The sequence below is a fragment of the Parafrankia elaeagni genome (assembly GCF_000374165.1).
Lineage (GTDB): Bacteria > Actinomycetota > Actinomycetes > Frankiales > Frankiaceae > Parafrankia > Parafrankia elaeagni.
In genome coordinates this window covers 13,780-40,096 of record NZ_KB893742.1, presented here as the reverse complement: position 1 = coordinate 40,096, position 26,317 = coordinate 13,780, and the positions used below count along the sequence as shown (strand labels likewise).

General features: G+C 73.5%; 10 protein-coding genes and 1 pseudogene. 7 read left to right on the top strand and 4 right to left on the bottom strand.

Annotation, left to right across the window (positions count from 1 at the left end; translation table 11 throughout):
- Window positions 1–85 precede the first annotated feature (85 nt).
- Window positions 86–1,585, top strand: coding sequence for a hypothetical protein (locus tag B207_RS0121885; protein ID WP_154675533.1), 1,500 nt, complete (start codon window positions 86–88; stop codon window positions 1,583–1,585).
- Window positions 1,582–12,492 (top strand): fibronectin type III domain-containing protein, encoded by a 10,911-nt coding sequence (locus B207_RS0121880; protein WP_020607775.1) that lies wholly within the window; start codon window positions 1,582–1,584, stop codon window positions 12,490–12,492. The genes B207_RS0121885 and B207_RS0121880 overlap by 4 nt, the downstream gene beginning before the upstream one ends.
- Before the next feature lie 39 nt (window positions 12,493–12,531).
- On the opposite strand, the gene B207_RS0121875 is transcribed toward B207_RS0121880, so the two are convergent.
- Window positions 12,532–13,401: an alpha/beta hydrolase gene (locus B207_RS0121875; protein ID WP_018638734.1), complete on the bottom strand. Its 870-nt coding sequence runs from the start codon at window positions 13,399–13,401 to the stop codon at window positions 12,532–12,534.
- Between the two features lie 514 nt (window positions 13,402–13,915).
- On the opposite strand from B207_RS0121875, the gene B207_RS0121870 reads away from it, so the two are divergent.
- From B207_RS0121870 to B207_RS34870, 5 genes are all read left to right on the top strand, one after another.
- Entirely contained in the window at window positions 13,916–14,617 is a 702-nt protein-coding gene (locus tag B207_RS0121870) for a hypothetical protein (RefSeq protein ID WP_018638733.1), read from the top strand.
- A 14-nt stretch (window positions 14,618–14,631) separates the two neighbouring features.
- Window positions 14,632–16,686, top strand: a complete 2,055-nt coding sequence (locus B207_RS0121865; protein WP_018638732.1) for an SPFH domain-containing protein — start codon at window positions 14,632–14,634, stop codon at window positions 16,684–16,686.
- Between the two features lie 10 nt (window positions 16,687–16,696).
- Window positions 16,697–21,838: a DNA repair ATPase gene (locus tag B207_RS0121860; RefSeq protein ID WP_018638731.1), complete on the top strand. Its 5,142-nt coding sequence runs from the start codon at window positions 16,697–16,699 to the stop codon at window positions 21,836–21,838.
- A gap of 157 nt (window positions 21,839–21,995) precedes the next feature.
- A complete protein-coding gene (locus B207_RS0121855; RefSeq protein WP_018638730.1) occupies window positions 21,996–22,208 on the top strand; it encodes a diguanylate cyclase domain-containing protein in 213 nt (70 codons plus the stop codon).
- Between the two features lie 351 nt (window positions 22,209–22,559).
- The gene (locus tag B207_RS34870) at window positions 22,560–24,599 is read left to right on the top strand and encodes a glycerophosphodiester phosphodiesterase family protein (RefSeq protein ID WP_018638729.1); all 2,040 of its coding nucleotides are present in this window, start codon (window positions 22,560–22,562) and stop codon (window positions 24,597–24,599) included.
- A gap of 31 nt (window positions 24,600–24,630) precedes the next feature.
- Here the strand turns inward: B207_RS34870 and B207_RS38710 are convergent.
- From B207_RS38710 to B207_RS34865, 3 genes and pseudogenes are all read right to left on the bottom strand, one after another.
- Window positions 24,631–25,138, bottom strand: a pseudogene (locus B207_RS38710) (winged helix-turn-helix domain-containing protein); the annotation flags it as partial.
- A gap of 169 nt (window positions 25,139–25,307) precedes the next feature.
- Window positions 25,308–25,574 carry a hypothetical protein gene (locus B207_RS0121845; RefSeq protein WP_018638728.1) on the bottom strand — a complete coding sequence of 89 codons (267 nt, stop codon included), beginning with the start codon at window positions 25,572–25,574 and terminating at the stop codon, window positions 25,308–25,310.
- Between the two features lie 41 nt (window positions 25,575–25,615).
- Window positions 25,616–26,272 carry an NAD(P)/FAD-dependent oxidoreductase gene (locus B207_RS34865; protein ID WP_018638727.1) on the bottom strand — a complete coding sequence of 219 codons (657 nt, stop codon included), beginning with the start codon at window positions 26,270–26,272 and terminating at the stop codon, window positions 25,616–25,618.
- Window positions 26,273–26,317 lie beyond the last annotated feature (45 nt).

Below are 26,317 nucleotides of genomic sequence, written 5' to 3'. Positions count from 1 at the left end.
GCTCGTCCAGGCCAGCACCGGACGGGCCGGCCCGCCGCGCCGCCGCCCGGCCAGCCCCACCGACACCCGAGGATGTGTGAAGGCGATGCCCCTGCGGATCCAGGACCCGGTCGACGGGTGGTACGACGTCACCGGTGTCGCCGGGGACCAGACGGTGCGCGCGCCGCTCGGGCAGCGCTACTTCGAGGTCGGGCCGCACGTGGTCGGGTTCGACCAGCGGTTCAGCGAGCCCGTGGTCGTGCGCTCCTACTACCAGCCTGACCGCGACGGCCGGTTCGCCGCCGAGAACCAGGCCGGCCGCGCCCTGGACCACCTCGGCTACGTGCAGGCGGCGCAGCTCACCTACGCGGGGACGCCGATCCCGCCGGACGTGTTCGGCGGCCGGATCGGTGACCGGTGGCCCTACGTCGACGGGGAGTACCGGTTCCTGGACTTCATGGGCCCGGCCGACGCGCGGGCACGGGGCATGGGGTCGTTCCCGCCGTTCTACGCCTTCAACGGCGTGCTGAGCGACGGCACGCTGCGCACCACGGACGACTTCTTCCGCGCGTCGCGGGTGAACGGCTCGCTCTGGGCCCCGCCCAGCCGGCCGGTCGCGAACCTGCCCGATGCGCAGCGCTCGGCGGTGGCCTCGATCGTGGCCGAGGTGGCCACGGGGACGATCTCCGTCGCCGACGTCGAGGCGGTGCTGTCCGACGACAACGTCCTGCTGGTGCTGAACCCGGGGGCTGTCGCGCTCCGTCAGACCGAGGGCTACCGGCTGGTGCTCGACCGGCTGCGCACGGCCCGCCTGGACGACGCGCCGCCGGACAGCGGTCCGCCGCTCGCGGGGGTCGGGAACGACGAGATCATCGCGCAGCTCGTCGGCCCGTACGTCCTGCTGACACTGCCGGCCGACGACGGCTTCCCCGAGACGCTGTGCGTCCGCGAGGACGTGCCGGCCGCCGGCCAGGTCACCGCGCACCTGCTCAACGCGTACGACCTGGACGAGGTCACCCGGAGCTCGGGGATGGCGGTGCTGGACCGGATCGGCACCTACCTGGCGGGCACCGGCCAGCTGACGGACATCGAGCCACCACCGGACGTGCCGATGCGCGGCCGCGCCGACCCGGGCGGCGAACCGGTGCTGGTCAACGACGCCACGCGGCTGCGCTGCGAGCTGCGCTACTGGACGTTCGTGGTCGGGATGCGCAACCGCAAGCGTGGGCGCCGCGGCGACGACGACAGCGCGGACGGGCAGCTGGGCGACCGGATGTCGCTGCTGGGTGGCTTCACCTGGTCGGCGCTCTACCGCTTCGACCCGGACCTGGACGTCCTCGAACTGGCGGCGCTGCGCGAGCCGGAGGCGACCCGCGACATCGACCTGGCCGTGCTGTACGCCGCCTACCTCGACGGGCTGGGGGACCGGTTCGCCGACCTGCGGATCGACACCAGCAACTTCACCGGCGCCGCACTGCGCCGCGACGCGTTCGGCGCCGAGGCCGGCGAGCCGGTTCCGTTCGTCGACGCGAACCACCGGGACATCGACAGCGGCGAGGACCTCGACTCGGAGATGGACCTCGACTCGGAAGTGGATCCCGAATGAGCACACCACCACCTCCCGTCCCGAGCGAGGACGCGCTGGTGATCCGGCCGGTCGTCGCCGTCCGCTACGAGGGCGGCGCGCTGCTGCTCGACTGGGAGCCGGTCGCGGCCGCGTACCGCTACCAGATCGAGATCACCGGCGACCACGGCGACGGCACCACGACCACGACCACGACCACGACCGGGCTGACCGTGTTCGCCGCCGACGTGACCCGGCCGTACGCCGTGCCGGCCGAGACGTTGACCGTCACGGCCGGCGCGATCTACTCGGTCACCGTCACGGTGCTCGGGCCGGCGAGCGAGCCGTGCGCCGTCACCGCGGTGGACCTGGCCACCCCGGACCCGGTCAGCCGGCCGGTGATCGACGGCGTGGTGCTGTCCTGGGCCGCGGTGCCGGACGCGACCGGCTACCTCGTCGAGATCCGCGACCGAGACAGCGACGGCGACGGCAACGGCGACGGCGACGGCGACGGCGACGGCACGGCGGTGCTGCGGGTCGTCGAGACCGACCAGACCGAGCTCACGCTCGCCCCGGACGACGTCCTCGCCCTCGACACGCCCTACCAGGTGCGGGTCCGGGCGCGGGCCGGCGAGTCGTACGGGCCGTGGAGCGAGCGGCTGGCCGTGGTCCTGCGCTCGGTCACCGCGATCCTGACGGCGCTGCGGGACAGACTGGTCGCCGCCCGGACCGCGGTGACCGACACGGCCGGCACCCCGGTCGGGCTGGCCTACACCCTCGACGCGACGACGCTGCCCGACGACCTGCCCGAGAACGCCGGGCGGGTCCGCGACCTGCTGGGCTCCGTCGTCGATGCCACGCTCGGCACGGAGTCCGCGCCGGCCGTCCCGGTGGCGGTCAGCACCACGCCGGACGACCCGGGCCCGGCCCTGAGCGACGACGGCACCCGGCTGACCCTGGCCGGCACCGCCCGGCTGTTCGGTGACGGTGGTACGGGCGGGGGCGGCGACGGCACGGGCGGCGGCGGAGCTGCGGACGGCGCGGAGGACGTGCCGGTCACCGTCGAGTTCGCGGTGTCGCAGGACACGCTGCTGCAGGCGACCTGGGCCACCGGCACACTTCCCGGCTGGGATCTCGGTGACGTCCTCACGCCGCTGCTCGGCACCGACCTCGACGATCTGCGCCCGCGCGGCGTGCGGGTCCTGGCCAGCACGTGGGAGCAGGCCGCGGACGACGCGGGGCCGGCGCTGCAACCCGGTCTCAACCTGCGGGTCACCCTGGGCGTGCGGGCCGACCTGCTGCCCGACAACCCGTACGGGCCGAGCGACGACATCGACGACGACGACCGGACGGATGTCCTGGTCGGCGGCCCGGTCTCGTTCGACGGCGAGGACGGCGAGCGCCCGCGGTTCGCCTGGACGAGTGACGTCACGGTGCCCGGCCTCGCGCTGAGCCGGGTCGGTCAGCCCGACCTCGCGGTGACCGGCCGGCAGCTCGTCCTCGGCTGCGGCTGGGACGACGCCCTCGGCGCCACCGGTGCGCTGGCCACCTACGCCACCCTGCTCGGGACGATCGAGCTCGACGACGACCCGGTGGCGGTCGAGATCGGGCTGCCGACCCCGCACCGGCCGGGCGCCGCGCTGGTCGCGGTCGACCCGGCGCTGGTCCGCACGGACCTGGCGGGGGTGCTGGCCGCCGCCGGGGTCACCGACCTGCTGCCGGTCGCACTGCCCGCCGCGCTGCTCGGCCTCGCCGGCGCCCAGGTGCTGGGCTTCGAGGTGGACGTGGCCAGGACCGGGCCGGCGTCCACCCGCACCGTGCTGACCCTGGGCTGCGACGACGAGTGGACGGCCGCGCCGGGCGTGGCACTGCGCCAGCCGCGGCTCGGCCTGATCCTGGTCGCCACCGCCGGGCCGACCGGCACGCCGTACCTCGCCGCCGAGGTGCGCGTCGGCGCGCTGGTCACACTCGGGGTCGAGGTCGCGGTCACGGTCACGCTGGCCACCGACGGCCTGTGGTACGTCACCGTCGCCACCGACCCGAGTGCGACCGGCGGCGGCGCGGCCGCACCCACCCTCGACGCGCTGGCCGGCCTGGCCGGTCAGAGCGGGGCCGGGGTGCTCGCGCTGCTGCCCGACGCGCTGGTCACCGCGGTGAGCGCGGTGCGCCTGTCCCAGGTCATCGTCGCGGTCGACCCGGTCGCCGTCGCGGTGCGGTCGGTGCGCTTCGTCATCGACCAGACCGTGCCGTGGGTGCTGCCCGGCGGGGTGGTCAGCCTCGCCGGCTGGGGCTGCGACGTGACCCTCGCGAGCGCCCCGCCGCCCGCGCCTCCGGTGCCGCCCGCGCCTCCGGCCCCGGCCCCGGCCGGCTGGACTGTCACCGGGGTTCTGCGCGGGGACGTGACGCTGGCCGTCGGCAGCGGGTCGGCGACCTTCGAGGTGACCCTGCCACTGCCGCTGACCACCGGGGTAGCCGAGCTCAGCCTGGTCGGCGGCGGAGCGCGGATCCCGACGATCGGGCAGCTGCTCGACCTGCTCCCGAGCCGGCCGCTGCGGCTGCCGGTGGGCATCTCGACGCTCGGCGGGCTGGACGTCACGCTGTTCTCACTGCGGGTCGAGGTCGCCACCGGCCGGGTGCTGGATCTGGCGTTCGCGTTCGACCAGTCCGGCACCTGGACGGTCGTCGACGGCGTGCTGGCGGTCACCGACGTCGACGCCGCGTTCGGGTTCACCCCGTCCACCGACCCGGTCGGCGTCTGGGGGGAGATCACCGGCGTGATCCAGGTCGCCGGGCAGCCGATCGACGTCGAGGCGGTGAAGAACGACCCGGACGGCATCTGGACGCTGTCCGCGGCCGAGGACAACCCCCTGCACCTGCCGGCGCTCAGCGCCCTGGCGAGTTGGTTCTCGCCGGCGGCGAGCCGGTCCGCGCTGCCGACCGCGCTGCCGCTGAGCAGGGGGATCGACCTGTCCGCCGTCGCGCTGCGCTTCGGCGGCACTGGCGGAGCGCTCGACCGGGTCTCCTTCACCGTCGACGTCCCGGACGTCTGGACGATCATCCCGGGCCGGTTCGCGCTCACCGACCTGCGGGCGTCGCTGACCGTCCCGCAGCCGGTCGGCACCGGTACGGTCACCGGCACCGTGGCCGGTGTGGTCACGATCGGCGGGATCGGCATCGGGGTCGCCGCCACCCGGCCGAGTGACGGTTCGGCGTGGGTGTTCACCGGCGCGCTGCTCGACGGCCTGACCATCGACCTGGTGCCGGCCGCCCAGAGCCTCGCGAACAACGCCGCCCTGGCGCTGCCGGCCGACGCGGTGTCCCGCGCGCTGCCGAGCTCGGTCACACTGCGCTCGGCCGACGTCCGGCTGGTGCCCTACGACGGCACCTTCCACGCCGACGGCGAGCTGGGCTTCGACTGGCAGTTCGACGTGCTGGGCGCGCACGTCGCCGTCCGCTCGCTGGCCGCCTCCCTGGACATCGCGGCCACCGGCAGGCCGCTGGTCGCCCGGCTGCTCGGACGGCTCGAGATCGGCGGCCTGCGGGCCGCCGTCGGGCTGACGATCGGTACCCAGGACACCCCGACCGTGCTCACCGGCGCGGTCGCCACCGCCGACCTCGACGGCCTGGCCGTCGACGAGGTCGCCGACACGCTCGTCGACGCGGACGCGGGCACGGGCTCGCGGTGGGACGACCTCGTGCCCGCGGCGCTGGCCCCGCCGGTCTTCGGCTCGGCCGAGGTCTACCTGGACGTGACCGGCTCGCGGTTCCTGCTGCACGGCACCGTGTCGGTGGCCGGGCAGAGCCTGCTGGACGGACTGCTCTACGTCGCCCGGGCACCGCAGCCACCGAACACCGGCACCGGTCCCGGTTCCGGTTCCGGCACTGGCACCGGCACTGGCACAGGAACCGGCACGGATCCCCGGCCGTGGAACTACGCGGTGGCGGTCGCGCTCGGCGCGGACTTCCGGATGGGCGCGCTGCTGCCCGCCCTGTCGGTGGTCGACGACCACCTGCGGGTGGTCGACGCCCGCCTGGTCATCTGCGACCTGCGGGCGCCGACCGCCGCCGACCCGACCGCCGGGGGCAGCCTCGGCGCCCTGGCCACCGACAGCGCCGCGCTGCTGAAGCTCGCCGACCCGGACGCCACCGCCCCGCTGGCCGGCCTCACCGGGGACGCGCTCGCGCTGCGGGCCGGGGCGTACCTGACGGCGCGGCTCGACTTCGACGCGGTGAGCCTGTTCTCCCGCCTGCTCGAGATCGGTGACCGGGGCGGTCTCGCGAGCGTGCGGCTGACCGCGCTGATCGACGCGGCCGACCCGGACCGCACCGTCTACACCGCGGACCTGCCCGACCTGACGCTGCTGCAGGCGATCACGCTGACCGCGCGGGACGGGTACGACGGGATCCACCTGAGCTACCGCCCGGCCAGGGCGAACCTGTTCGAACTGGCCGGGCGGATCGACCTGACCGCCGTCTTCGACACGGCCCCGGGTTTCGACGTGGCGCTGTCGGTCGACGACACCGGTCTGACCAGCACCGTCACCCAGACCGCGCAGGAGATCGACCGCCCCTTCGGCATCCCGGGGATCGTGCTGTCCGGCCTCGGCCTGGACGTGCGGCTGACCTGGGCCGTGCCGGCCAGCGGCGCGACCCCGGCGACGCCGGCCAGCAGCGCGGCGGCGCTGCGCGGGCACGTGCTGCTCGGCCCGGCGCCCGCGCCGGACCAGACCGACCAGCGGCCCTCGGTCGGCGCCCGGCTCGCGCTGGTGAACGGCACGCCGGTGCTGTTCGAGCTGCTGCTGGACCGCGACTTCGCGATCGGCGCGTTCCTCGCCCAGTGCGTCACCGGCTCGGGCTCGGACTGGCCGAGCGACTTCATCGAGATCACGTTCCGGAACGGCAGCCGGATCACCTACTACGACCAGGACGCCGACCCGGCTGGCGCGCTGGCCGTCGTCGACGGCTACCGGTACCAGGACGGGTTCACCGTCGACGCCCGCGTCCGGCTCACCCTCGTCACCACGCTCGACCTGCACGGCATCGTGAACATCGGCCGGGACCAGACAACTCGCGAGTTCACCACCGTGGCCGCGGCGTTCCAGCTCGACAGCCCGGTCGACCTGCTCTTCGTCACGCTGGCGAGCAAGCGGCGGGCGCTGCCGGCCGGGCCCTACACCAGCGGCCCGCAGCTCGGCTTCACCGTCGCGGACACTTCCAGCTTCGCGCTGTCGACCGGGGTGAACTTCCTCGGCTCCGCGTTCGGCACGGTCGACGTGGCGGTGCGCGCGGGCACCGACGGCGGCTCCCGGTTCAGCGGCCGGCTCGAGGCAGCCGAGCCGCTCGAGCCGTTCGGCCGGCTGCACTGCGGCTTCACCTACCTCACGCACCCGTCCCGGGACAGCGAGTTCCAGATCGACGACTGGCCGCAGTTCGACTGGGCCCGCAGACTCATCGACTTCGTCCAGGAGCTGCGCAACCTGCTCAACACCCCGCACTCCGCCTGCGGCGTCATCGCGCGCACGGCCGTCGCGGCCGCCTGCCACCCGATCTTCACGATCACGCCGTCGGTCGCCGCGGAGGGCACGACGCTGGTCTTCAGCCTGCGCGGCAGCTACGCGCTGGCCTTCGGCGGCGAGGACGACCCGTGGGTCACCCAGGACCTGCCGACGATGCGGATCCGGGTGCCGGCGACCACGACCTGGGACGACCTGCCCGAGGTCCTGGCCGCGGGCGTCGCGGCGGGCGGGCGGGACGTCCTGCTCGATCTGCTCACCCACCCGGTCGACACCGTGATCTTCCTGGTGATGCTGTTCGGGCCGACCGCCGTCCAGATCGCTCTGGAGATGGCCTGCAACGGGCTCGTCGACGGTCTGATCGCGTTCGCCTGCGACGCGGCGGCGGCGTTCCTCGCCAGCGACGCCGCGCTCCTGCTCGGCGGCGCCCTGCTGCTCGCCGCCCTGATCGTGGTGATCATCGACGCGCTCGCCAGCGGGGACGACGACGACACCGACCCCGACCCGACCGACACCACACCGCGCCGTCCGGCCGTCACGTTGCTGGCGTACGGCACACCGGTGGCGGGGGCGATCAACGTCGCCTGGGGCGGTGCGAAGTACGCCGAGGCGTACACCGTCGAGCTGTGGGGGCCCGGCGAGGTGCTGCTGGCGACCCCGGTGCTGCTGGCGACGAAGGACGCCGGCCAGAGCATCAGCGCCGCCTTCCCGGCGGACCTGGCCACCCTGGCCGCCGGCACCTACCGCGCGCGGGTCCGCGGCCGGCGCGGAGACCAGACCGGGGAGCGGGGCGAGCTGACCGCTCTCCGGCTGCCCGCGCCGGTCACCACCCTGACCTGGGGCGACAACGTGCTCACCGCGAGCTGGCCGATCGTCGACGGCGCGGTCTCCTACCAGGTGCGCCTGCTCGCCCCGGACGGCACGCCGCTGGTCGACACCACCATTGCCGCGGGCACCCCGTCACCCGCGGTCACCGGGGGCCCGGTGCCACCGGCCGGGTCGATGTGGGTGACGGTCCCGGTCGCCGACCCGGCCGCCGGCTCCTACACGGCCCGGGTCGGCGCGGTCGGTGACGCCAGGACGCTGCCCTCGCTGCCGGCCGTCCCGGTGACGCTCGAGATCCTCTCCCTCGGCGCACCCGAACTGACCGCCCTCACTCTCGACGACGGCCAGTTCACCCTGTTCTGGCAGGCGGTGCAGGGCGCGAGCCACTACGAGCTGCGGCTCGGCCGGGACGGCGCGGAACCCGAGAGCTGGGCGACCGACGACGCGACCACCACCGCCCGGCGGACCCCGGCCGGCCCGGTCACTCCGGCCGACACCTGGACGGCGTCGGTGCGCGCGGTCACCGCCAACCGGACCAGCCCGTGGGCGAGGGCCGAACTCGTGGTCGCCGACCTGCCGGCGCCGACCGGGCTCGACCTGATCTGCGTGGACGGCGCGATCACCGTGACCTGGACGCCGCTCGGTGACGACCTGGCCGCCCGCTACGACGCCGAACTGGTGCTCGCCGCCGACGCCGCGGACCCGGGCACCGCGGTCGGCACGGTCACCGGCACGGACCCGGCCGGCATCACGCTGACCCGCGCCGACGGGCTGCCGATCAGCGCCGGCGAGCGGTACGGGGTGCGGGTGCGGGCGAACACCGGGCCGGTCGTCGGGCGAACCATCGGCCCCTGGTCCGACCGCACCGACCTGCAGGTCGCCCGCGTCGGGACGCCCACCGGCGCCGGCCTGGTCTTCGACGCCGACGACAGCTCCCTCACCGCCACCTGGGCGCCGGTGCTCGACCGCGACCACACACTGACCTACCAGGTACAGCTCGTCGCGGCCACTGGCCCGGCCGACCCCGGCACCGTGGTCGGCACCGTCGGCACCCTCACCGCGACCGACGGCACCGGCCCGAACCCGACCGGCCCGAACCCGACCGGCCCGAACCCGACCGGCCCAGACCCGACCGGCACCGTGCTCACCCGGGATGACGGCGCGCCGCTGCGCGCGGGCGGCTACTACGGCGTGCGGGTCCGGGCGATCGCCGCAGACCCCGCAGACCCCGCCGGACGCACCGCCGGGGCCTGGAGCGATCGCGTCGATCTGGCCGTCGTCGACCTGGCCGTGCCCACCGACCCGTTCCTCGTCTGTGCCACGGACGCGAACGGCCGCCGCGCCCTGGCCGTCACCTGGACGCCGCTGGCAGCCCGCACACCGGCGCCGGTCTACGAGGTCGAACTGCGGGTGATCGGCAGCGGTACCGACCCCGGCACGGTGGTCGGCGGGATCGTCGGCGGCGATCCCACGGGAACGCCCCTGACCAGGAGCGACCTCGGGTACATCGAGCCGGCCCAGGTCTACGGCGTCCGGGTGCGGGCGATCGACCTCGCCTCGGCCGGGCGCACCCTGGGCCCCTGGAGCGCGCGGGCCGACCTCCCCGTGGCGGACGTCCCCACCTGCGGTGGAACCGTGGTCAGCTACGACGCGGGCGCGCTGTCCGCGAGCTGGACGCCGCCGGACGGCGGGTGGGCGTCGCCCACCGCCGGCCCGCTCGCCTACGACCTGGAGCTGGTGCTCGCGACCGGGCCCGCCGACCCGGGCGCGGTGGTCGGCACGGTCACCGCGGCGGATCCGGCGGGGACCGCGCTCACCCGGGCCGACGGGGCGGCGATCACGCCGGGCCAGCGGTACGGCGTGCGGGTGCGGGGGAGTATCGCCGACACCGGCGGCCGGACCGTCGGCCCGTGGAACGAGCGCACCGACCTGGCGATCGCCGACCTCACCGCCCCGACCGGCACCGCGCTCAGCTACGCCGACGGTGCGCTGACCGCCCGCTGGACCCCACTGACCGGCGTGGCCCCGGCGCCGTCCTACGAGGTCGAACTGCGCCGGACGACCGGAACCGCCGACCCCGGAGAGGTGATCGGCCTCGCCGCCGACGCGAACCCGGCCGGTACCGGGCTCACCCGGACCGACGGCGAGCCGGTCGGGGCCGGGGCGCGATACGGGGTGCGGGTGCGGGCCCGGGTGACGGTCACCGACGAGGCCGGGCGCACCACCGGCCGCACGACCGGGCCGTGGAGCACCCGCACCGACCTCGACGTGCCCGTCGTCCCGGCTCCCGCCGACGTGCGCCTGGTCCGGCTCGTCGACACCCTGACCGCTCGCTGGACCCCGCTGACCGGCCTGACCCCGGCGCCGACGTACGAGGTGGAGCTGTACCAGGCCACCAGCGCGACCGACCCCGGCACCATCGTCGGGACGGCCGTCGGGACGGCCGTCGGGACGGCGGGCGGCACCGACCCCGACGGCACCGCCCTGAGCCGGTCCGACGGCGCCGCGGTCACCGCCGGACAGCGGTACGGCGTCCGGGTGCGGGCCACGGTCAGCACGGCCGCCGGCAGCGTCGTCGGCCCCCGGAGCGACCGGGCCGATCTGGTCGTGGCCGCACCGCCGGTCGCCCCGAGCGGCCTCAACCTCACGTTCGTGAACAACGCCTTCGTGGTGAGCTGGACGCCGCACACCGACACCACCGACCCGGACGGCGCGGGCGGGCGCTCCTACGACGTGGAGATCTACTTCACCCTGCGCAACACCCTGGCGGCCACCGCGACCGGCGTCACCGGCGGCAGTGTCACGCTGCGCCGGTCCGACGGCGCCGCGCTGGCCCTGGGCGACTTCTACGACGTACGGGTCCGCACGGTCCATCCGGGGCAGGTGGGGCCGTGGGGCGACCGGTACGGCACGGCGTACCTCGACGTGCCGACGATCACCGCGATCCGATACGCGGCCGGGCAGGTGACGATGTCGTGGACCCCGACCGGGGCGCCCGGCGGCGGCTACAAGGTGAGCCTGGAACACGCGCCGGGCAACGGGACCGGACGGGAGATGCGGCCGACGGACGGCGTCTCGCCGGATCCGAGAACCCAGTTCGACGTGTCGGGCATGCCCGGCTACCGGGTCTGGACCGCGAAGGTCCGGAGCTGGCTGTACAACACGTTCTGGAGCGACTGGAGCACCCCGGCACAGGTCACCGTCCACGACGACCCGACCGGCCTGACGCTGTCCGTCGAGGGGTCGTCGGTGCGGGCCACCTGGGGCGCGGCTCGTGACGCCGCCGCCTACGACCTGTGTCTGCTCGCCCCGGGCGGGGCGGTGCTGGCCTCGGCGACGGTCTCCGCGCCGACGACCACCGCCGTGCTCTCCGGTGGCCCGCTGACGCTCGGCCAGCAGTACCCGGTCACCCTCGTCGCGCGCGCCGGCAGCATCAGCTCGGACGAGGTGCGGGCCACGATCACCCCGCTCGCCGCGCCGACCGGCCTGACCACCCTGGACGACCCCTCCAACATCAGCGCGACCTGGACCGCCGTCACCGGCGCCACCGGCTACGACGTCCAGATCACCGACCTCGCCGGGCGGGCGGTGCAGGACGTCGCCACCAGCGGTCCCAGCGCCGCGTTCGGGTGGCGCACCCCACCGCTGACCAGCGGCGTCAGCTACCTGCTGCGGGTGCGGGCGAAGGCCGAGAACCCTGGCCCCTGGTCATCCTCCGTGGCCGTGCCCACCGGCGTCTTCCACACGATGTGCCTCGGAACGGCTCCGGGCGGTGGGTGCGGGGACGGCGGGTACGGTGGGGACTTCGGCGAGTACCAGGGCAAGCAGACCCGCGCCCAGCTCGACCAGGGCTATTACCCGACCCGCACGCCGAACCGCACCGGCTGGGTCGCCAGCCCGCACGGGGAGCCCGCCGGGATGAGCGCGCTCGGGCTGCTGATCGTCGCGCTGCGGGCGAACGGGGTGCTCTCCGCCGACGACTGCACCCGGATCCTCGCGAACCAGGTCCGCGGTGGGGACCCGGGCAAGGGCGGTGGGCTGCTGGTCATGTGTCTCGGCTCGCCGCCCGGGGACAGCTGCCGCACGCTGCCGGGCGGGGCCGCCCCGGCCGGCGGGTTCGGCGCCACCGTTCCCGACGTGCCACTCGCCGACGTCGACCGCAGGTTCCACCCGGGTGTGCCGACCGGCCGCACCGGCTGGGTCGCGATCGACCCGACCCGGGCCGGCCTGCCGGTGCTGCTGCGCCTGGTCGCCAGACTGGCGGCGAAGGGCAGACTGACCGGCGACCAGCCCTACCGCATCTTCAACGACACCATGGGCGTGACGGTCGGCCTCGGTGGAGGCGGGGCGGCGGCGGCCGTGCGGATCGGCTCCCCGATCGGCACGGCCGGCAGCGGAACCCGGATCGGCGACGTGATGCTGAACCTCACGGACACCGACCTGGCCGGGTCGTACTCGACGGCGGCCGGCTGGGCACCGCTGCCCGCCGGGTCGATCTCGCTCTACCAGACGATTCTGATGCTGGTCGTGTTCCTGACCTACAACGGCGTGCTGACCGGCACCGAGGCATACGCGATCTTCGACGAGGCTGCGGGAGTGATCGGCACCTGAACCAGCAGGCGTGCCCTCTGACCCGGGCCGACGCCAGGGTCAGGCGAAGCGGCGGACGAACGCCAGCGAGGTCTGGGCGACCTCCCGCCAGCCGTTGTCGATGGTGATCGCGTGTCCGCGACCGGGAATCTCCACGAACTCCGTGACCCCCGGGTTGTCCTTCTGCTGGCGGTAGACGGCCGACGAGATCGCCTTCGGTACCGTGTGGTCACGCTCGCCGCTGATGATCAGCAGGGGGCCGCGGTCGGGGTTGTCGGTGTCGACCTTCGCCTCCGTCCACGGGTTGATGTTGGCGGCCGCCGCCTGGAACAGCGGCGCGCCCGGGGCGGGAACGGCGTAGGTCTCGTACAGCTCCTTCGCCTCCTCCTCGCTGACGGCGTTCGCGAAGGCGTAGTGGAACTGCTCGAAGGTGAGCGGCACCGCGCGGTGCCGGTTGGCGGGATTGCCCAGTACCGGGGCGGCGGCGCGCAGCGCCGAGATCGGCAGCGGCAGCACCCCCCGGAACGGGGCGGGGGAGATCGCCACGGAGGCGGCGGCGAGGCCGCGCCCGGCGATGATGTTCGTCAGGAGCCCGCCGAACGAGTGCCCGATCACCGCCGGCTTCTTCGTCAGCCCGCTGATCACCGCCGCGAAGTGGTCGGCGACCTGGCCGATGGTCTTGTTGGCGAACACCTCCGGGTGCGCCTTGGCCTCCTCGACCGTCTCCGGGTCGTCCGGCCAGCCGGGGAGCACCGGCGCGTAGCCCTCCTCGAGGAACAGGGCGGCCCAGCGGTCCCAGCTGCTCGGCAGCAGCCACAGCCCGTGGATGAACACCACGGGCGTGCGGCCCGAGGCGTTCGCCTGCTCGATCTGCGCGACCGTGGACTCGGGGAGGGCAGGCTCGGAGGACAGGGATTCGGGCTGGGACATGACGCTCCTTGGGAGTCGAGCCGGGACGAGGTTGTGGCCGACGATCACGAGACCGGACCGGTTGGCGTCCACGATGTCGTGGGTCCCCCGAGCCCGTCCGCCGGTTCGGGGAATGTTCGCCCGGTGCGTCCTCGGCAGGTACCTCGGGGGTCCCAGCCGCGGCGGCACCACGAAGGGCGGCGGGTATGACGCCGTGCTGGGCCGCGACCGTCGCGCTCGCCACTCGTGGCAAAACGGTGGCAATGGGCGGCGGGGTACGGTACGGTCCGTCTCGGAGTGCCGGGAAGTCTGGTCGGCGGTCACAGATTGTGATCAAAGTGACGATCGGAGCTTCCTGTCATGGTGCTCTCCACCGTGGCCGGGGCCGCATTGTCTGCCGCCGTGCAGGCACGCCGTCCCGTGCGACCGGAAAGGCCCGCCGAGTGTGTCGGCGGAGGTTTCTCTTTCTCGCCTGCCCCTGGTCCGAGCGACGCCCATCCCGGCGGTCGCCCGGTCGGGAGGGGCCGGCGGACCGATGGGTGAGTTTCTCGGCGCCGCGCTCGGCTTTCCGGCCGCCCTGTTCAGCTTCGCGCTGCTGGTCGTTGTCGGGTACTGGGTGGCGGTGCTGTTCGGCGGAATCAGCGCGGACGTTCTCGACGTCCACGGCGACCTTCACGGTGACATCGAGGCCGCCGGTCAGGGCAGTGTCGAGGGTGGTGGGTTCGCGGGGTTTCTGGCGGCTGCCGGGCTCGGCGGGGTGCCTGTCACCGTCGCGTTCTCCGTCCTGCTCGCGCTGGCCTGGTTCGCCAGCATCGGGGGCGGGATTCTTCTCGATCACACAGGCCCGGGCGCGTCGTTGCGGGTCGTTCTCTCCGTGGTGGTGCTCCCGGCGGCACTTCTTGTCGCCTGGCTCGGCACACGTCTGCTGATCCTCCCGCTGCGCAGGATTTTCGCTGCCGGGGTACCGCCGTCGCGCGTTGACTTCGTCGGCAGCACCTGTGTGATCCGCACCGGCCGGGTCGGGCCCGATTTCGGCCAGGCGGAGGTCGTCGCCTCCGATGGCTCGTCCGCACTCATTCAGGTCCGACATCCGGGCGTCCGACATCCGGGTGTCGGCCCGATGCGGGCCGGCAGCTCCGCGGTGATCTACGCGTATGACGCCGAGGGCGAGTTCTTCTGGGTCGCACCGCTGGACGCGACCTGGGAACTCGGCCGCGGTGATTCCGCGACCCTCTGACACGAGGAAAAACAATGAATGCAGTCGGCGTCGGCGTCGGCGTGCTCTTCGCCGTCATAATTCTCGTCATGATCGGGCTGATGTTCGTCGTCAGTCGCCTCTTCCGGAAGGTCGAACAAGGGCAGGCGCTCATTGTCTCGAAGGTCAGGAGGGTGGATGTCACGTTCACCGGGGCGACTGTGTTACCTGTGATTCACAGGGCCGAGACCATGGATATCTCGGTGAAGACCATAGAGATCCAGCGGGCCGGTCGCGAGGGTCTGATCTGCCGGGACAACATCCGCGCGGACATCCGCATCACGTTCTTCGTGCGGGTCAACAAGACGATCGAGGACGTCATCAAGGTGGCCCAGGCGATCGGGACGGCGCGGGCCAGCGATCAGGCGACGTTGCAGGAACTGTTCAACGCCAAGTTCTCCGAGGCGTTGAAGACCGTCGGCAAGCAGCTGGACTTCGTCGACCTCTACACGAAGCGGGAGGAGTTCCGCGACCAGATCGTCCAGGTCATCGGCACCGACCTGAACGGCTACAGCCTGGAGGACGCCGCCATCGACTTCCTCGAGCAGACGCCGATGGGCCAGCTCGACCCGGCCAACATCCTCGACGCCCAGGGCATCCGCAAGATCACCGAGCTCACCGCGATCGAGCATGTGCGGACCAACGAGTACCAGCGGCACGAGGAGAAGGAGATCACCCGCCAGAACGTCGACGCGCGGGAGGCGATCCTCGAACTCGAGCGGCGGCGGGCCGACGCAGAGAACAGACAGCAGCGCGAGATCGAGACGATGCGGGCGCGGGAGGAGGCGGAGACCGCTCGCGTCCAGGCGGAGGAGCGGCTGCGGTCCGCCTCGGCGCACCTGCGTACCGACGAGCTGCTGGGGGTCCAGCAGGAGAACCGCGCTCGTGAGATCGCCGTGGCCGAGAAGAACCGGGAGCGGGTCATCGCCATCGAGACGGAGCGGATCGAGAAGGACCGCCTGCTCGAGGTCATCGCACGTGAGCGGGAGACCGAACTGTCCCGCGCCGCCAAGGACAAGGAGCTGGAGACGGAACGGCGGTCGGTCGCCGAGGTGGTCCGTGACCGGATCGCGGTGGAGAAGACGGTCGCCGAGCAGGAGGAGAACATCAAAGGCCTGCGGGCGGTCGAGGCGGCCGAGCGGGCCCGCCGGACACTGGTGATCCAGGCCGAGGCACAGGCGCAGGAGAGCCTCGTGAAGGACATCAAGGCCGCCGAGGCCGCCGAGCAGGCCGCCGAGCACAGGGCTCGGGAGGCGCTGGTCCTCGCCGAGGCCCGGCAGCGGACCGCCGAGCTCGACGCCCGCGCGAAGATCCGGCTGGCCGAGGGCCTGCAGGCGGAGGCGGCTGCCACGGGCCTCGCCGAGGTCGCGGTACGGGAGCGGGGCGCGGAGGCGATCGAGAAGGTCGGCCGCGCCGAGGCCGTGGTGGACCGGGAGAAGGCGCTCGCGGCCGCGACCGCGGTGCGGGAGAAGCTCCGCGGCGAAGCCGAAGGCCTCACCGAGAAGGCGGCCGCGATGGCGGCCCTGGACGACGCGAGCCGGGTGCACGAGGAGTACCGGCTGCGGCTGGAGGTCGAGCGGGAGATCCGGCTCGCCGGTCTCGAGGTCCAGCGCCGCGTCGCCGAGGCCCAGGCCGGAGTGCTGGCGGCCGGGCTGGAGAACGCGGACATCGACATCGTCGGCGGCGACAGCATGTTCTTCGACCGGCTGCTGGGCTCGATCACCCTGGGCAAGGCCGTGGACGGTTTCGTCGAGCACTCCGACGTGGCGGGGACGCTGGCCGGGGGGTGGCTGGACGGGTCGTCGAGTTTCACCGCGGACGTGTCCCGCGCGCTCGGCTCGATGGGCACCGCGGACGTCCAGAATCTCACCGTGTCGGCGCTGCTCATGCAGCTGATCAGGGCCGGCGGTGCGGACGCGGGCAAGCTGCGGGATCTGCTGGACGCCGCCTCGGGGTCTCCCGGCCCGGTGACCTCCTCCGGCCCGGTGGCCCCCTCCGGCCCGGTGGCGGCGGCCGGCGCCGAGGCCACCGCCCTCGGCGCGACCACCTGAGCGCCTCGCGATGACCGAGATCGCGACCCCGCCGCGGTCGGCGACCGACCGCGGCGGCCTCGACCGCGGCGGCCTCGACCCGGGCGTCTACGAGGTGCTGCGGGCCCGCCTGTCCGAGCAGGCCGCGGAGCTCGCCCGGCGGGCGGGCGCCCTCGACGCCCGGCGCAGGGAGGTGTTCGGCGCTGCCGTCCTGCGGCACGTCGGCACCGAGCGGATCCGGACCCGCAACGACTGCGTGCCCCGCGACGTGGTGCCGCTCGGCGGGGTCGTCCTGTTCGGCTGCAACGTGCCCGCCGGCCGGGAGCCGACCGCCGTCAGCGACGTCTTCTCGCTGCATCGCCTCACCCGTGGGCCCCTCCCCGGGCAGGCCACGGTCGGCACGGGCGATGTGCCCGCGCTCCGTTTCGACGATGTGCACCCCGGCGGGATTCCGGGGCTCCTGGACGACCCGGCGTTCGAGCGAGACTTCGGCGATCTGTACCGGTACTACCGGGACACTCGCCTGCTGCAGCTGCGGTGCGTCGGCGCGACCCTGCTCGCCGTCTTCCAGACCGGGCGCCGGGAGCAGGACATCCGGGTCCTGCGGTGGCGGATCGGCCTGGACGGGTCCGTCAGCTACCTGGACAACCGGGGTGAGCGTGACCACGCCTTCCCCGCCCCGCACGACCTCGAGTGGGTCGCCGCCACCCGCGACGACCACCGCCCCGGGCGCCACCCGCACATCTCGATCCAGGACGAGCTGTTCGTGGGCACTGCCGGCGGCTCGCTCACAGTCAAGGTCGAGGACGAAACCGAGACGGGCGACGGGGTCCACCGCGAGCCGGTCGACGAACCGCTGCAGAGCCTGGCCGACGCCGAGGTGCACCACGCCAGAGTCGGTCCACTGATCCTGCTGCGGATCCGGCCGTACAAGGAGACCACCTGGCGGCACCTGGTGTTCAGCACCCGCACCGCGAAGGTCGTGCGCCTCGACGGGATCGGGCAGGCGTGCCGGCGGCTGCCCGCGGATCAGGGCATCCTCTTCCCCGGCGGCTACTGCCTCGCCTCCGGTGCCGCACGGACCTTCGACACCGACACCTCCGACCTGGAGTTCGAACGGGTCATCCGCTCGGCGGGCGGCGAGGACGTGCTTTATGTCTTCCACGCCCGGGCCGAGGGTCGCTTCCTCCTGCTGCCGTACAACATGATCCGCACAGAGGTCGCCACCCCGATCGTCTGCCACGGCTACTGCCTGTTCGACGACGGCACGCTGGTCCTGTTCCGGGCCGCGTCCGAGGATCCCGGCCGGGTCCACGCCATGCAGGTCTGGCAGACGCCGTACCTGTCCGACGCCCACGCCCACGCCCACGCCGCCGCCACCGGGACGGCCACCGCCACCGCTGCCACAACTGCCACCACCGTTGCGGCGACCACCGCGGTGGTCGGCAGCGGCCCACTGGAGCGGGTCGGCAACGCCGAACTCGTGCGCGGGATCTCGGAATGTCTGGCGGTCGCCCGCCTGGCTGACGGGATGAGCACGTCACACGCACAGTTCGGCGCGTTGATCGGCGCGTGCGGCCGGGCGTTCGACCGCTACCACTGGCTTGGCGCGGCGGACCTCGGTGACCTGCACTCACCGCTCGCGGCCCTGCGAGACGTCGCCGAACAGGTGTCCGCCGAGTTCGAGACCGTCCGGGCACTCACCGAGACCGCCCGGGCGGCGGTGACCGACGCGGCCACCCGGATCGGCGAGCTGCTCCGCCGAGGGGGTGACGAGCCCCCCGGGACGGCTGCCGCCTGCGTGCGGGCGCTCACCGAGCTGCGGCAGGCGCAGGGGCATCTGGGATCCCTGCGGGACATCCGTTACGTCGACCTGGACCGGGTCGACGCGCTCGCGGCCGACGTCACCTCCGGACTCGCGGCGGCCGCGGGACACGCCGTCACGTTCCTGCACGGCGACGGCGCCTTCACCGGCTACCGCGAGGCGATCGACCGGTCGGCCGCGGACGCCGCGGGCATCGCCACGGCAGCCGCGGCAGGCCCGGTCGAAACGGAGCTCGCGGAGCTGTCCGCCGGGCTCGAGACCGTCGCCGAGGTCGTCACGGGCCTGGACGGTGCCGACACCGTCGCGCGTACCCACATCCTCGAGCAGGTCGGGGAGCTGCTCGGCGGGGTCAACCGGGCGCGGGCGATCCTGACGGCGCGACGCGGGCAGGTGCTCGCGGCCGAGGGCCGGGCGGTGTTCGCGGCCGAGTTCGCGCTGCTCGGGCAGGCGATCACCACAGCGCTGGCGGTCGCTGACACTCCCGAACGCTGTGACGGGCAGCTGGGCCGGCTGCTCGTCTCGCTGGAGAGCCTGGAGTCGCGCTTCGGCGAGTTCGGCGAGTTCCGTGCCGAGCTGGCGGCCAGGCGGGCCGATGTCCACGACACGTTCGCGGCCCGCAGGCAGGCACTTCTCCACCAGCGGACGAGCCGGGCCGACAGACGGGCCGAGGCGGCCGGACGGATCCTGGACAGCGTCCGCCGCCGGTGCGCCGACCTGCGTTCCCTCGACGAGGTCAACGCCTACTTCGCGGCCGACCCCATGGTGGCGACGCTGCGCGGCATCGCGGACGAGCTTCGCTCCCTCGGCGACCAGATCAGGGCTGACGAGCTCGCGGGCCGGCTCGAATCCGCGATCCACCAGGCACGGCAGGCCCTGCGTGACCGGGCCGACCTCTGCGCGGGCGGTGACGCCATCCGGCTCGGCGGCCACCGTTTCGCGGTCAGCACCCAGCCGGTGGACCTCGCTCTCGTCCCCCACGAGGGTGGGCTGGCGTTCGCCATCACCGGGACGGACTACCGCTGCCCGGTCCGGGACGACGATTTCGAGGTGACCAGACCGTTCTGGGAGCAGCCGCTGGTCTCCGAGTCGGAGCAGGTGTACCGGGCCGAGTACCTGGCCGCCGGGATTCTCGCCGACGCGGAGGCCGGCGGCGGGCTGTCGCTCACCGCGCTGGCCGAGGCGGCCGACCGCGAGGGGAACCTGCTCGCCCTGGTACGCCGGGCGGCCGCTCCCCGCTACGACGAAGGCTACGCGCGCGGCGTCCATGACCAGGACGCAGCCAGGATCCTCGCCGTCCTGGTCAGGCTGCGCGTGGGTGCCGGCCTGCTGCGCTACCCGCCGGCCGCTCGCGCCGCCGCCCAGGTGTTCTGGGCCTTCGGGGCCGACGAGAGCCTTCGGTCGGCCTGGTCGCGGCGCGCCGCGTCGCTGTCGCGGGCGCGCGCCGTCCTGCACGCACGGCGCCTGCCGTCATCCGCTGGTCTCTCCGCCGGTCCGCCGCGGAGCGCCCTTCACCTCGCCCCGGTCGGTGACCTGTGCGCCGAGCTCGCCGACGCCGCGTCGGTGTTCCTGACCGGGGCGGGTCTCCCGGATCTGGCGGGCGGTGCCGAGCTCGCCGGTGAGTACCTGTTCGAGGAGCTCGCCGACCACTCGACCGGGTTCGTCACGAGCGCCTCGGCCCGCGGGCTGCTCGCACGCTTCCGGCGGACCCTCGACGACCTCGGGGCCGGCGCCGGGTTCGGCGACGACCTGCGGGTGTTCGAGGGCGACCTGGCCGTACGCCATCGGCTCGTCCAGGCCTGGCTCACGTCCGTCCTCGCGGCCCGCGGCGAGGCCGTCGGCACCGGCACCGGCACAGGCGTCGGCACAGGCGTCGGCACAGGCGTCGGCACAGGCGTCGGCGTCGGCGTCGGCACCGATCCGGCAGCGGCTGCCGCCGACCCGGCTGATCTGCCGGAGGCGGCCGCCATCCTGACGTGCGGTGCGCGGCTGGCCCGGCACGATTCGTCGGCGAGCCTGTCCGCCGAGGCCGGCGGACTGCTCGGAGCCCATCCCCGTGTCGTCGCCGGGCGCCTTGAGGTGCGCCTCGACGAGACGGTGACGAGGATCCGCCGGTTCCGCACCGAGAGGGTTCCCGCCTACCGGGACTACCAGCGCAGACGCGAGGAGCTGATCTCCCGCGAGCGCCGCCGGCTGCGACTGGAGGAGTATTGGCCGACGGTCGCGGGCGGATTCGTCCGCAACCGCCTCATCGACGAGGTCTACCTCCCCCTGGTCGCCACCAACCTGGCCCGGCAGCTCGGTGCGACCGGCGAGGGCGGTGCTCCCGACCGGACGGGGCTGCTGTTGCTCATCTCCCCGCCCGGTTACGGCAAGACCATGCTCATGGAGTACGTGGCGAGCCGTCTCGGTCTGATCCTGGTGAAGGTCGACGGACCCACCCTGGGAGACGAGGTCACCTCGCTGGATCCCGCCGCCGCGCCCGACTCGGCGGCCAGGCAGGAGATCGCGAAGGTCTCCTTCGCGCTGGAGATGGGCGCGGGAGTCCTGCTCTACCTCGACGACATCCAGCACACCTCCCCGCGGCTGCTGGAGAAGTTCATCCCGTTGTGCGATGCCCAGCGCCGTATGGACGGCGTGTGGGACGGTCGGGCCCGCACCTACGATCTGCGTGGCAAACGCTTCGCGGTCTGCATGGCCGGCAATCCCTACACGGAGTCGGGCGGACGGTTCCGTGTCCCGGACATGCTCGCCAACCGCGCCGACGTGTGGAACCTCGGCGACGTCCTGTCGGGCCGGGAGGAGCTCTTCGCGCTCAGCTACATCGAGAACGCGCTCACGTCGAATCCGGTGCTGGCACCGCTGGCCGGCCGGGATCCCGCTGACGTGGAAATGCTGACACGGCTGGCGCGGGGAGACCGTGGCGTGCGCCCCGACCGGCTGCGCCACCCGTACCCGCCGGCCGAGCTGGAGCAGATTCTGGCCGTGCTCCGTAGGCTGCTGCGGGTCCAACGGGTCGTGATGGCCGTCAACCGGGCGTACATCGCCTCGGCGGCCCAGGACGACGGGTCCAGGACCGAACCGCCCTTCCTGCTGCAGGGCTCCTACCGGAACATGAACAGGCTGGCCGAGCGGATCATCCCGGTCATGAACGACGACGAGGTGGACGCGCTGATCGACGACCACTACCTCGCCGAAGCCCAGACCCTGGCCGGGGGCGCCGAGGCCAACCTGCTCAGGCTCGCCGAACTGCGCGGCTCGATGACCCCGGCGCAGGCCACACGGTGGGCCGAGCTGAAAGCCCGCCACCGGCCCGCCTCACCTGCCGGGAGGCCCGCGACGAGCGGCTGAGGCCCGACCTGCCCGACCGGCCGGCCGCCGTTCGAGGCGGACGACGTCGCCGAACTGATGCGGCTGCACGCGGTCGCCGTCCCCCGGACCTGCGCCGTGCGCGCGACGACATCCCACCCGGTCTCGTGGCGGTTGTCGCCCATCACCGGACGCCGACGTGACGCGGACCCTGGGCGAACGTGTCCGGCTCGCCGTCTGCGAGCGGCCCGTGGAGACGTCCGCCGGTCCGCTGCACGTCACCGTCAGCGTGGGCACCGCGGCCTTCTCCCGGGACGAGCCCGCGCTGTCCGCGGTGTTGGGGCGTGCCGACCAGTCGCTGTACGCCGCCAAGAGCGCGGACCGCAACAGGACGGTCGCGGCTCACCGCTGATCCGTTCGGGTGAAGATCCCGTCCCGGGCACTGTCCTGCAGGGGAAGATGCGCGGGGTCCGGCGGTGCCGCGCTACGGCGGTGCCGCGCTACGGCGGTGCCGTGGCCCTCGCAGGGCCGCGGTACGACAGGGCTGTTTGCGTTTCATCAAAGATTCACCGGCTGCTGACCGGGCCGCGGCCAGCAGGTCAGGAACCCCTATTTCACTGGGCCGGGTCCCGCCGGAGCACCTCCAGCGGGGCCCGGGCGGAAGCACCGCGGGGGCCCGGGTCGTGACGGACGCAAAGGGACTGCGGCACAGGTGAGACACAAACAGACGAGGGTTCGGCTCCGGGGGAGACAGATCGTCGCGGTGATCGCGGCCGTTGTCTCCGCCTCCGCCGTGAGCGGCGTCCTGGCCGTCGGCATGGTCGTCGGCGGGGCATCGCCGGCGACCGCCGCCGACGCAGTGGACGGGCAGGTCGTGCTCCGGGAGGAATTCTCCGGCGCGGCGCTGCCCACCGGCTGGAACGCGGTCACCGGGAACTGGCGGGTGCAGGACGGCCGGCTGCTCGGTACCGGTGCCTCCTACGCGGCCAGCCCCGCCCGGATCACGTTCGGGCAGCATCTGGAGAACTACCGGTTCGACGCGACGGTGCGCTTCGAGGCGGTGGACAACACCAGCCGCTGGCAGGCGCTCGCGCTCGACATCCCGGCGAGTGGCTCCGTGCCGTGGCAGCAGGCGGCGATGCGCAGTGCCACGACCGCGGCCAACGGGCTGGAGTTCGCCCAGCGCACCGCGGCCAACGGGTGGTACGTGCCGAGCACGCACGCCGCGCCCAGCGCCGCGGGCACCGGCACCGACGTCCGCGTCTCGGTCGTCGTGCAGGGCACCCACGGCGAGTGGTGGTACGACGGCGTCAAGGTCTTCGAGACCGACGGCCTGCTGCGCAGCGCGAACGGTGTGCAGGGCTTCGTCGTCGACGGGGCGACCGTCTCCTACGACAACGTCCGGATCACCGAGCTCGACCCGCTGCCGCCGGCCCCCTGCGTCCCGAGCGGCGCCACCGGGCCGGGGCAGACCGGGGCCGTCGTCGCGCACCGGGGTGACTCGGCCGCGTACCCGGAGAACACGATGCCGGCGCTGCGGTCCGCGTTCGTGAAGGGCGCGGACTACCTCGAGACCGACATCGACTGGTCGGCGGACGGCGTGCCCTTCCTCATGCACGACGACACCGTCGACCGCACCACCGACGGCACCGGGAGCAACCACAGCCTGACGATCGCCCAGATCAGGCAGCTCGACGCCGGGTCGTGGAAGGGGCCCCAGTTCGCCGGTACCCCCGTGCCGACCCTGGAGGAGCTGCTGGCCTGGATGAAGGACAGCGGCGCGAAGCTGCTCCTGGAGTACAAGGGCACCTGGTCGGAGGAGTACACGCGGACCACCCGCGACCTCATCGAGCGGTACGGGGTGCGCGACCAGGTCATCGCGCAGAGCTTCAGCACGACCACCGTCGACCGGCTGCACGAGGTGTACCCCGAGCTGCCGACGATGATCCTCGGCAACTTCCCCGCCGACCCGGTGGCCTTCACCCAGGCCCACCACGCGATCGGCCTGAACCCCGACGCCTGGCCGAGCGCGGCCGCGCTGCACGCGATGCGGGCCGCCGGGCTGAAGACGTTCGTCTGGACGGAGAACTCCGCCACCGCCTGGGCGGGCCTGACGGCGCTCGGCGTCGACGGGATCATCACCGACCTGGCCGGCGAGCTCGTGGCCTGGCAGGACACCTACAACGCGACGAACAACCCCGAGATCGACTGGTGCGACGAGGCGCGGGCCGTGCCCGCCCGGGGTGTGCTCAGCTCCGACGAGGGCTGGGACACCGGCCTGAGCGACGGCGTCTTCAACGTCACGATGGACCTGTGGTGGGGCGAGAACGCCACGTCCTTCGAGCTGTACCGGGACGGCCGGCGCCTCGCCACGGTCCCGCTGACCTGGGCCACCCCGGGCGCGCAGAAGGCGGTCGTGCCGGTCGGCGGCCTGGCGAACGGCACCTACGCCTTCACCGGCGTGCTGCGGAACTCCGCCGGGCGTACCGACACCGCCCCGCTCACCGTCACCGTGCGCGACGCCGCCCCGGCGAAGCCCGTGCTCTCCCAGGACAACTGGGACGGCGACGGCTCCTACCGCATCACGGCCAACCTGTGGTGGGGCGTCAACGCCACCGGCTACCGGTTCCTCGAGAACGGCACCCAGGTCGCCGAGGGCACCCTGGCCGCGGCGAGCCCCGCCGCCCAGAGCACCACACTGGACGTCACCGGCAGGGCCGCCGGCACGTACCGGTACACGGTCGAGTTCACCAACGCGGTGGGCACCACCATGAGCGACGAGATCACGGTCGAGGTCCGATAGGGGACTGCCGGCCCCGCGCGCTTCCCGTTCAGCAGACCAGGGCGGCCATCGACACCCCGTCCCGAGCCCTTCCCCGACACCCGCATGGTCGGGGTGTGTCCCCGCGGGGCCCAGGTCCGGGCCTTGGGCGGGCGTAGGCTCTGCCCGGCTTCGTCCTCGACGACGATCCACGCGCCGGTCGTCGCCGCTGGCCTCGTACCTTCGCCCAGGTCTCGGCGCGCCACGCGGCGATCTTCTGGTCGTCGCGTTCGGCGGCGCGCCGGGCGGGGACCTGGGGGCTGTAGCCCAGGCGGTGCGGCAGATACGACGTACCGCGCAGGGTGTAGCGGGTGTGGAACAGCCGGCCGATCAGCAGGGTCACCCGGGCCAGGGTCCAGCGCTGGTCCGGCCAGCCGTGCGCGGCCGGGCCGCGGTCCAGTTCGCCGCCCGGCGACCTCGACCGGGTCGACCCCGGCGGCGAACAGGTCCGCGGCCTGCGTCCGGACCGCTTCCCGACGAGCACGACCCTGCGCGGTAAGCCCGCCACCATCCGCTACCAGCCGATCAGTGCTGCGGAGCCGGCGGCACTGCCGCGGAAGACGTCCACGCCGTCGCCGTCGCCGGCCACCCTGCCCTCCAGGGCTCGGCCGTCGCCCGGGTTTCGGCGACGGCGCGCTCCCGGTCGCCGGCACGCCCTCGGGAACCTGGACGAGGATCCCTTCCCGTGGCTCAGGTGGCGCGGCGGGTCAGGATGCGCGCGCGGACCTGATGTAGGCGAGGCATCAGGCCGTAGATGACGATCGGGACCGCGATGGTCGCCAGGATGAAGGTTCGCGGAACTGGACCGAGGCCGGAGAGCCAGCCACCGAGGGCCAGGTTGAGGACCGTGAGGGTCGGGAAGACCGCGATCCAGATCATCAGCGCCAGTTGATGCTTGGTTGGCGGCGAGACGGGATTGGCCCGCGCGTTCGGCAGCGACAGTTGTTCATCGGACATGGCGTGCTCCTGATGGAGGTGTGGGGACGGCTGCGGGTATCTCAGACGGGAAGGTGCTGCGCGCCGTCGGTGACGGCGACCAGGACGTCCTCCTCGACGAGATCGTTGTTGATGGCGATGGCGGCCGCGGACCCCTCGCCAGCGGCGGTGATGACCTGGGCGCGGGGGTTCACGGCGTTGCCGGCGGCCCAGACGCCCGGAACGCTGGTACGCCCGGTGACGTCGGCGATGACCCAGCCGTTGTCCTGAGTGGCACACCCCAACGCGGTCAGCAGGGTGTCGTTGGGCACGAACCGGGGCCGGACGAACACCGCGGCGAGGGGGACCACCCGGCCGGATTCCAGCTCGACTCCGGTCAGGCGGTCGTCCTCGACGACGAGGCGGGCGACGGGGTTGTCGATGACGCCGATGCCGCGGGCGTCCAGCCGCGCGCGCTGGTCGGCGGTCAGGGCGGTGCCGTTGGCCAGGAACACCACGTCCTCGGACCACTGCCGGACGAGGTGGGCATGGGTGACGGCCTCTGGGGTGCCACCGAGCACGCCGAGGGGCTGGTCGCGGACCTCGTGGCCGTGACAGTACGGGCAGTGGAGCAGGTCGCGGCCCCAGCGTTCGCGCGTGCCCGGGATGTCGGGGAACTTGTCGCGCAGCCCTGTGGTGACCAGGACGCGCCGGGCCCGTAGCGACTGGCCGCCGTCCAAGGCGATGGCGAAGCGCCCGCTGCCCGCTGCAGAGGCTGCTCACTC

What these genes read in the sequence shown, in the direction of transcription:
- B207_RS0121875 (WP_018638734.1), bottom strand. Translation starts at nt 13,401, where the DNA reads ATGTCCCAGCCCGAATCCCTGTCCTCCGAGCCTGCCCTCCCCGAGTCC.
- B207_RS0121885 (WP_154675533.1), top strand. Translation starts at nt 86, where the DNA reads ATGCCCCTGCGGATCCAGGACCCGGTCGACGGGTGGTACGACGTCACC.
- B207_RS0121870 (WP_018638733.1), top strand. Translation starts at nt 13,916, where the DNA reads ATGGGTGAGTTTCTCGGCGCCGCGCTCGGCTTTCCGGCCGCCCTGTTC.
- B207_RS0121865 (WP_018638732.1), top strand. Translation starts at nt 14,632, where the DNA reads ATGAATGCAGTCGGCGTCGGCGTCGGCGTGCTCTTCGCCGTCATAATT.
- B207_RS0121880 (WP_020607775.1), top strand. Translation starts at nt 1,582, where the DNA reads ATGAGCACACCACCACCTCCCGTCCCGAGCGAGGACGCGCTGGTGATC.
- B207_RS0121860 (WP_018638731.1), top strand. Translation starts at nt 16,697, where the DNA reads ATGACCGAGATCGCGACCCCGCCGCGGTCGGCGACCGACCGCGGCGGC.
- B207_RS0121845 (WP_018638728.1), bottom strand. Translation starts at nt 25,574, where the DNA reads ATGTCCGATGAACAACTGTCGCTGCCGAACGCGCGGGCCAATCCCGTC.